A 6,187-nucleotide genomic window follows, 5' to 3' on the forward strand; every position below is an offset into this window, starting at 1 on the left:
AGATCTAAGGTACCGACGCGGGTGTCCCATTCACGAGTCCGAAACCCGTTGCGCTGAGTCGTTCGTTCCCCGCTGCGTTCGTAGCGATCCGCCCCAATCTGCTGGGTGACTTCCGCCTCCACCAGGGCTTGCGCCAATAGCTGCAATCCTTCTTTCAAAAAGTCTACATCTTGATCCATTCCACTCTTGCGCAACAGCTCCAAAAGTGACATTCTGTTGATAGAAGTCACGATGGATTCCTCCTTCTAAAGTTGATTGGCGTCACTTTAGTAGAAATCACATCGTGGCTTCCTTTGTCAATATGGAGCCTTTAAATTTACACCACTACTTGAGACTATAACCAAGCAAGAGCGACTGTATATCGGCGGAAGACCAATTCCCGGCTTTTCCTTGGATCATAAGCAGCATCCCGTCAGCGATGAGCAGATCCTTTTTCGTTGCCCGTGACATCCCCCTCCTCTTCCTTTGGCAAGTATTTTTAATAGTTACATAAAGAAAGATAGTATAAACTCAGAATGAGAATTCTATATTGCGATTTTTGTTGTCATTCTGAACCAATTAATAATTTTATGGTCGAACGATAATGATTTCACTTGCATCTAGTCCTTCTTTAACATAAAGCTCTGGCGTATTTTCCTCTGGAATATCTTCCAACATAAGAGCTGCCCTTGCTTGTTCAAACGCTGTTTTGAGTGATCGACCAAACCCAATGGACGAATAGAATTGTGCAGCAAAGACCCTTGCTGCCTCATCCCCTATTGAAGTATTCATACCAATCGCTGCATCAACATGCTCTATCACTGCCTGTGCTTGTCCATAAGAAAAACATGTATTGAAAAATACTAGCCTGATTGTATCTGAAGAACTCATCATCGTCTGAACAATTGCTTCTTTTGAAACCAATTTTGCCTTACCCTGAGGATTTTGGAAAACTATTTCGTCTTCATCTGAGCCATGACCACTGAAATGTATTATTGTAGGGTTCTCCTCATTAATTGCTTGCAATACATCTTGCGGTCTAACCGCCCACTTTGTAACAAAAGAAACCGAATCCCTATGTTCCGATTTTCTTATCATCTCTCCAATCTCTCTCGCTTCTTCATCCAATCTCAACGGTGGCACATTAATAGGATTGGATGCCATAAAGAGAACCGATATTTTTTCAGGTATGCTTTGTAATTGCAATAATGTTTGCTGTGTTTGCAAATGCAATTCACTATGCTGCCCAAGTGTATCATCCACCCTTTTCATTTGTCTTTCCGCCTCCTGCAACCTTATCTTTCCTTCACGTTCCTCTGCTTGTATCAACTTACGTTCCTCATCAGCAATCTCTTTATTCTTTTTGGCAATTTTGCCGTCTATTTCCGCTAACCTCTTCTCTATACTAGCTAAAGCTTTTTCTGCACGATCTATCTCTCCAGATTTAGACTTTAAAGTTGACAATGATTTTGTTCGAGAAATAGCCTGTTTTGCTGATAGTATTTTCTTTGTATGGCTTGATATTTTCTTCGCTTCATTAGCTCTATCCGATAGGAGTTTTGCTACGTCTTTCTTTTTTCGCATAATATTACTTCTGTATGTATCTATAGTTGCCATATTTTATTAATCATCCCCTTCCCTTAATCTACAAAGATATCAAAACCTAATAGCTTTATGATGATCTTCTCCCTTATGTTAGCTGCCTATAAAGTATTTCACAAACGTTGCTATGAGCTTGGTAGAGCCTCCTCCATTATATCGTTAATACTGACCTAATTTGGAATATCCATCAACTAACTTTAATAATTCCTTACAGCTTTAATTATCACTGATCCCATTAGTCTGGGGTTAGTAATCCGATAGTTTATCACATTCATCCTTTAAAGCGCATTCAGCCAAATTGAATTACGAAAGGGGTACCGCAGTCAGCTTTCAACTGACTGCGGTACCCTTTGAATGTTCCAGCTTTTTCAGATCTCCTATTTTGTACTGAAATTAAACAACTATTTTTCTTTTGGATTAATTCAGAATACGAACAGACGATTTCACAGATCCTCTATAACCACCTAAATCGACTGCCACATGCCAATGACCTGTGTGAGGGACATTAATTCTGACTGGTGATCTTGTAAAATGACCGCCATAGTATTTATACTGCCTACCATTACGATAATTATTAAAATTAGAGCTATCAAGTAGGAGAACATTTGCAGCATTCCCGGAAAGCGTTACTTCAACAGTCGCTCCGCCATTAAGTGTTCCTAAATCATAATGTGTAAAATTCATTTTCCATCCGCCCTTCAATAAGTAATCTATCTAACAATAGAATCTCTTAATTCAGTATAAATTGTCAATATTTGTTTCATTATTCTCGAAAAATCTCTTCGGAATTCTATCGGTATACGGTTGTATACACTCTCACTAGGGACAGATTTGGCTGCAACTCACGGTATATTATCCAGAACGCATTCATGGACGCTAAAAGCGGCTTTACTTGGAGGGGGGGCATGATAGGCTGGATGCCGGTGCGAATAGTCTTTAGCTATTCACCCATTCGCAAGGACAACATGCCTGCCGGAGGTTCCAAATTAAGCCGCGGCTCACTTACTAGACTCGGAAAAGGGAGAGTACACAAAAAAATATTGACACGTACTCTCCTATAAGCCTCCTAGCTTACGATAGTGTAGATATCTACTTACCAACACTACCATTTATAGAAGTTTATAATATAAAACCACATGGTAACTTAATTGAGTTCAATTTATTCACTTATATATAAAGGGTCTGTCCAGTATTTTGTGTAAACCCTCTTGAAGCAAAATACTAACGCAAATAATGACCGATCCGGTCGGGGAAGAAAACAGACAGCTGGAGGAGCATTTGTCCCCAGTTCTGCACACGTCCCGTCCATTTGCGGGTAACGTCCATTGTCGCCAGGTACAGCATCTTAAGCAGGGCTTCATCGGTTGGGAAAATACTCTTTCCCTTGGTTACCTTACGAAGCTGTCTGTGGTAGCTTTCGATCATATTGGTCGTGTAGATAAGTTTACTTTTACATGGAGGGGTGGGCATGGTAGGTTGCTAGCCTCGCGATGCTTGCTTCCCTACATCGCCCTATCGCGAGAAATCATGCCCGCAGAGGCTCCGTGTCAAGGGCGGCTACGACGTAAAATCAATAAAAAACTACGCATTCGCTAGAATAAGGGTATAAGACTCTAAATTTGCGGGGTTAAACCGATAGAGTCTGTAAAATATTCTGTGTAAACTCTCAAACCGAAAATATAATACAATAAGAAAAAGGCTGGTTTGAGAGGATGGCACCTATGGCTAGATTCAGTAAGGAACAAGTGAGGCGTTTGTAAAGGAGAACAACCTCAAGACGATGGACGACGTGCAGTCTGCCCTGAAAGAGCTGTTTGCAGAGACATTGCAGTCCATGCTGGAAGCTGAGCTCGATACAGAGCTTGGTTATGAAAAGCATGATGTGAAGAGCAAAACAACGACTAACAGCCGCAACGGCAAGTCTAAAAAGACCGTTACGAGCGAATATGGCGACGTGGAGATTAACATGCCACGTGACCGTAATGGTGAATTTGAGCTTGTTATCGTCAAGAAGCATCAGTCCACTGTGACCGGCATTGAGGACCAAATCATCGCCATGTACGCTAAGGGTGTCAGCACACGGGATATTCAGGATCATCTTAACCATCTGTACGGAATTGACGTCTCGCCAACGATGATCTCGAATGTGACAAACAAAATTGTCCCTCTCATTAAAGAATGGCAGAATCGGCCGCTGCAAAGTATTTATGCCGTCGTCTTTATGGACGCGATTCACTACAAAGTAAAGCAAGATGGCGCCATTGTGAACAAGGCTGCCTACATGGTCATCGGCATTGATTTAGACGGAAATAAAGACGTGCTGGGCATGTGGATTGGTGAGAACGAGTCCTCGAAGTTCTGGCTTAGCGTTTTGAACGACCTGCGTAATCGTGGCGTTCAAGACATTCTCATCACTTGTGTGGATAATCTGACGGGCTTCTCCCAGGCCATTTCCGCCTGCTATCCGAACACGGGGATCCAAAAGTGCATCATCCACCAAATCCGCAACTCTACCCGTTACGTCTCTTACAAGGATTTAAAGAAGGTAACGGCTGATCTGAAGCCGATTTACAAGGCGACAACCGAAGAAGCTGCCTGGTTAGAGTTGGATCGCTTTGAGGAGATCTGGGGTAGCAAATACCCCCTTATTATCCGCTCCTGGCGCAATAATTGTGACGAACTCTCTACCTTTTTCAAGTATCCCCCAGAGATTCGTAAACTTATCTACAGCTACACCTTAATCACGAGCGGCTTTACGGTTTGTTGAAGAACAGCTTGAAAAAATTCCTCTGGGGATAGATCATATAAACTGCCATGTATTCGTCGCTGATTGTAAAACAAGAGGTAATTGGAAACGACATGGTATGCATCTTGGTAACTCTCAAACTCATGCCTGGAGAGACAGTCTTGTTCCAAGATGGCGTGAAAAGCCTCAATGTGAGCATTTTTATTCGGTGTTTTCGGCGGAATCCGTTCATGTTCCATGTTAATGATCAATCCATACTGCCGTTTGAGGCATACGGTTAATTTTCGATAACCGTACGTTGACTCTTCCCCAGCAATAAGCTCCATTAGCCATTCTTTGATTTGCTCGTCACTGATAGGGCGTTGTTGTTGGTTAAAGGAAAACCCTGGGAATGGACGTCTACAATGAACCCATAGGGTGAGACACAGGGAGGCGATAAATAAGTTATACTGAAGCCATGGAGAAACGAAACCGATATACCGCAGAGTTTAAGACGAAGGTCGTCCTGGAAGTGCTGAGAGAAGAGCAGACGGTGAATGAGATCGCAGGGAAGTACGAACTCAGCCCAGTCATGTTGAGCCGGTGGAAGGCAGAGTTTCTGGAGCGAGCCTCCATGGTGTTCGGCCGGGAAACAAAGGAAGCCGAGAAGATCAAAAGGAACTATGAGGACAAGCAAGAGCAACTGGAGAAACTGGTCGGCCAACTGACGCTAGAAGTCAATTGGCTCAAAAAAAAAATCTGGTCTCTAAGACATCGACAAGAGATCGGCAAGCCATGGTGGAACGGGATAACCGGGAGATCAGCATCAAGCGCCAAGCAGAGTTGCTGGGGATCCATCGTACGAACGTGTATCGGCGGCGGGATGTGCGGCAGGAAGCGCCGGAGAACGTACAACTGATGCATGAGATCGACAAGTTGTACACGAAGCATCCGTATTTCGGCTATCGGCGGATGACAAGCAAATTGCGGGAACAGGGATGGGCCGTGAACCGCAAACGCATCCAGCGGCTGATGCGCCTGATGGGAATTGAAGTGATCTATCCGGGACCGAACTTAAGCAAACGATATCATGCCCAGTATATTCGGCCCTACCTTCTGCGCGGCTTGGCCATTGATCGTCCGAACCAGGTCTGGGGAATTGATATTACGTATTTGCGGATGGGCAAAGGCTTTATGTATCTCTTTGCGATTATCGACTGGTACAGCCGCAAAATCATCGATTACGAGCTCTCCAGCACATTGGAGAAGGCTTTCGTCCTGACGTGCCTGAAACGGGCGCTGGGGCGCTGTCAGCCCGAGATCATAAACAGCGATCAGGGCAGTCATTTTACGAATCCGGATTACTTGGATTTATTGGTGAAGCACCAGGTAAAAGTGTCTATGGATGGTAAGGGCCGAGCGCGAGACAACAGCCGTACGGAACGCTTCTTTCGTTCGCTCAAATACGAGGAGATCTATTTGAACGAGTACGAAGACCCTCGGGCGCTTCGTAAAGCCATTACGGCCTATCTACGCTTTTACCATACCCAGCGTCCGCACCAGTCGTTGGGTTATGCCAAGCCGGATGAAGTGTATGCGCGGACCGCTTGATCGCGTCCGCTCCCCCACTACAATCGAAGGAGGACATAACTTATTTTTTCCGAAATTGTGTCTTGACAACGGGGAGCATTACATTTTACCGTCAATTCCATGGCGTCTTGCGACCTGACTGGCATTTCCCACTTCAAGCGCCTCTTGGATGAGCTGCTGTTTAAATTCTATGCTGTAACTTTTTCTCTGCATCTTTCATCCCTCCACTTTACTTCATTCACATTCTAGTGGATTAAGAGAAAAGACTCAAAGGTAATTTCGGGGCTTTAG

General features: G+C 44.2%; 7 protein-coding genes and 2 pseudogenes. 2 read left to right on the top strand and 7 right to left on the bottom strand.

Going from position 1 to position 6,187, the window contains the following annotated elements; all coding sequences use genetic code 11:
- The 5 genes and pseudogenes from FKP33_RS26260 to FKP33_RS26275 all read right to left on the bottom strand — a co-directional run.
- A partial coding sequence (locus tag FKP33_RS26260; RefSeq protein WP_181410289.1) for a transposase occupies window positions 1–230 on the bottom strand: 230 nt, incomplete at its 3' end.
- Window positions 231–324: 94 nt separating this feature from the next.
- Window positions 325–450: a hypothetical protein gene (locus FKP33_RS27910; protein WP_258313561.1), complete on the bottom strand. Its 126-nt coding sequence runs from the start codon at window positions 448–450 to the stop codon at window positions 325–327.
- 117 nt (window positions 451–567) lie between these two features.
- Entirely contained in the window at window positions 568–1,596 is a 1,029-nt protein-coding gene (locus FKP33_RS26265; RefSeq protein ID WP_141336765.1) for a CHAT domain-containing protein, read from the bottom strand.
- 402 nt (window positions 1,597–1,998) lie between these two features.
- Window positions 1,999–2,265: a DUF1883 domain-containing protein gene (locus FKP33_RS26270; protein ID WP_141336766.1), complete on the bottom strand. Its 267-nt coding sequence runs from the start codon at window positions 2,263–2,265 to the stop codon at window positions 1,999–2,001.
- Window positions 2,266–2,802: 537 nt separating this feature from the next.
- Window positions 2,803–3,027 (bottom strand): annotated as a pseudogene (locus FKP33_RS26275) (transposase); the annotation flags it as partial.
- A 275-nt stretch (window positions 3,028–3,302) separates the two neighbouring features.
- Here FKP33_RS26275 and FKP33_RS26280 point away from each other — a divergent pair.
- Window positions 3,303–4,330, top strand: a pseudogene (locus FKP33_RS26280) (IS256 family transposase); the annotation flags it as partial.
- Here the strand turns inward: FKP33_RS26280 and FKP33_RS28905 are convergent.
- Window positions 4,312–4,653 carry an integrase core domain-containing protein gene (locus FKP33_RS28905; protein WP_141336767.1) on the bottom strand — a complete coding sequence of 114 codons (342 nt, stop codon included), beginning with the start codon at window positions 4,651–4,653 and terminating at the stop codon, window positions 4,312–4,314. The pseudogene FKP33_RS26280 and the gene FKP33_RS28905 overlap by 19 nt on opposite strands.
- A 131-nt stretch (window positions 4,654–4,784) precedes the next feature.
- Here FKP33_RS28905 and FKP33_RS26290 point away from each other — a divergent pair.
- Window positions 4,785–5,917, top strand: a protein-coding gene (locus tag FKP33_RS26290) for an IS3 family transposase (RefSeq protein ID WP_141336768.1) whose coding sequence is annotated in 2 segments (ribosomal slippage) — window positions 4,785–5,054 and window positions 5,057–5,917 — 1,131 coding nt in all. Because the reading frame shifts where the segments join, the coding sequence is not laid out codon by codon here.
- 78 nt (window positions 5,918–5,995) lie between these two features.
- On the opposite strand, the gene FKP33_RS26295 is transcribed toward FKP33_RS26290, so the two are convergent.
- Window positions 5,996–6,109 (bottom strand): transposase, encoded by a 114-nt coding sequence (locus FKP33_RS26295; RefSeq protein WP_141336769.1) that lies wholly within the window; start codon window positions 6,107–6,109, stop codon window positions 5,996–5,998.
- Window positions 6,110–6,187: the final 78 nt, after the last annotated feature.

The organism is Paenibacillus sp. tmac-D7, from assembly GCF_006519665.1.
Lineage (GTDB): Bacteria > Bacillota > Bacilli > Paenibacillales > NBRC-103111 > Paenibacillus_G > Paenibacillus_G validus.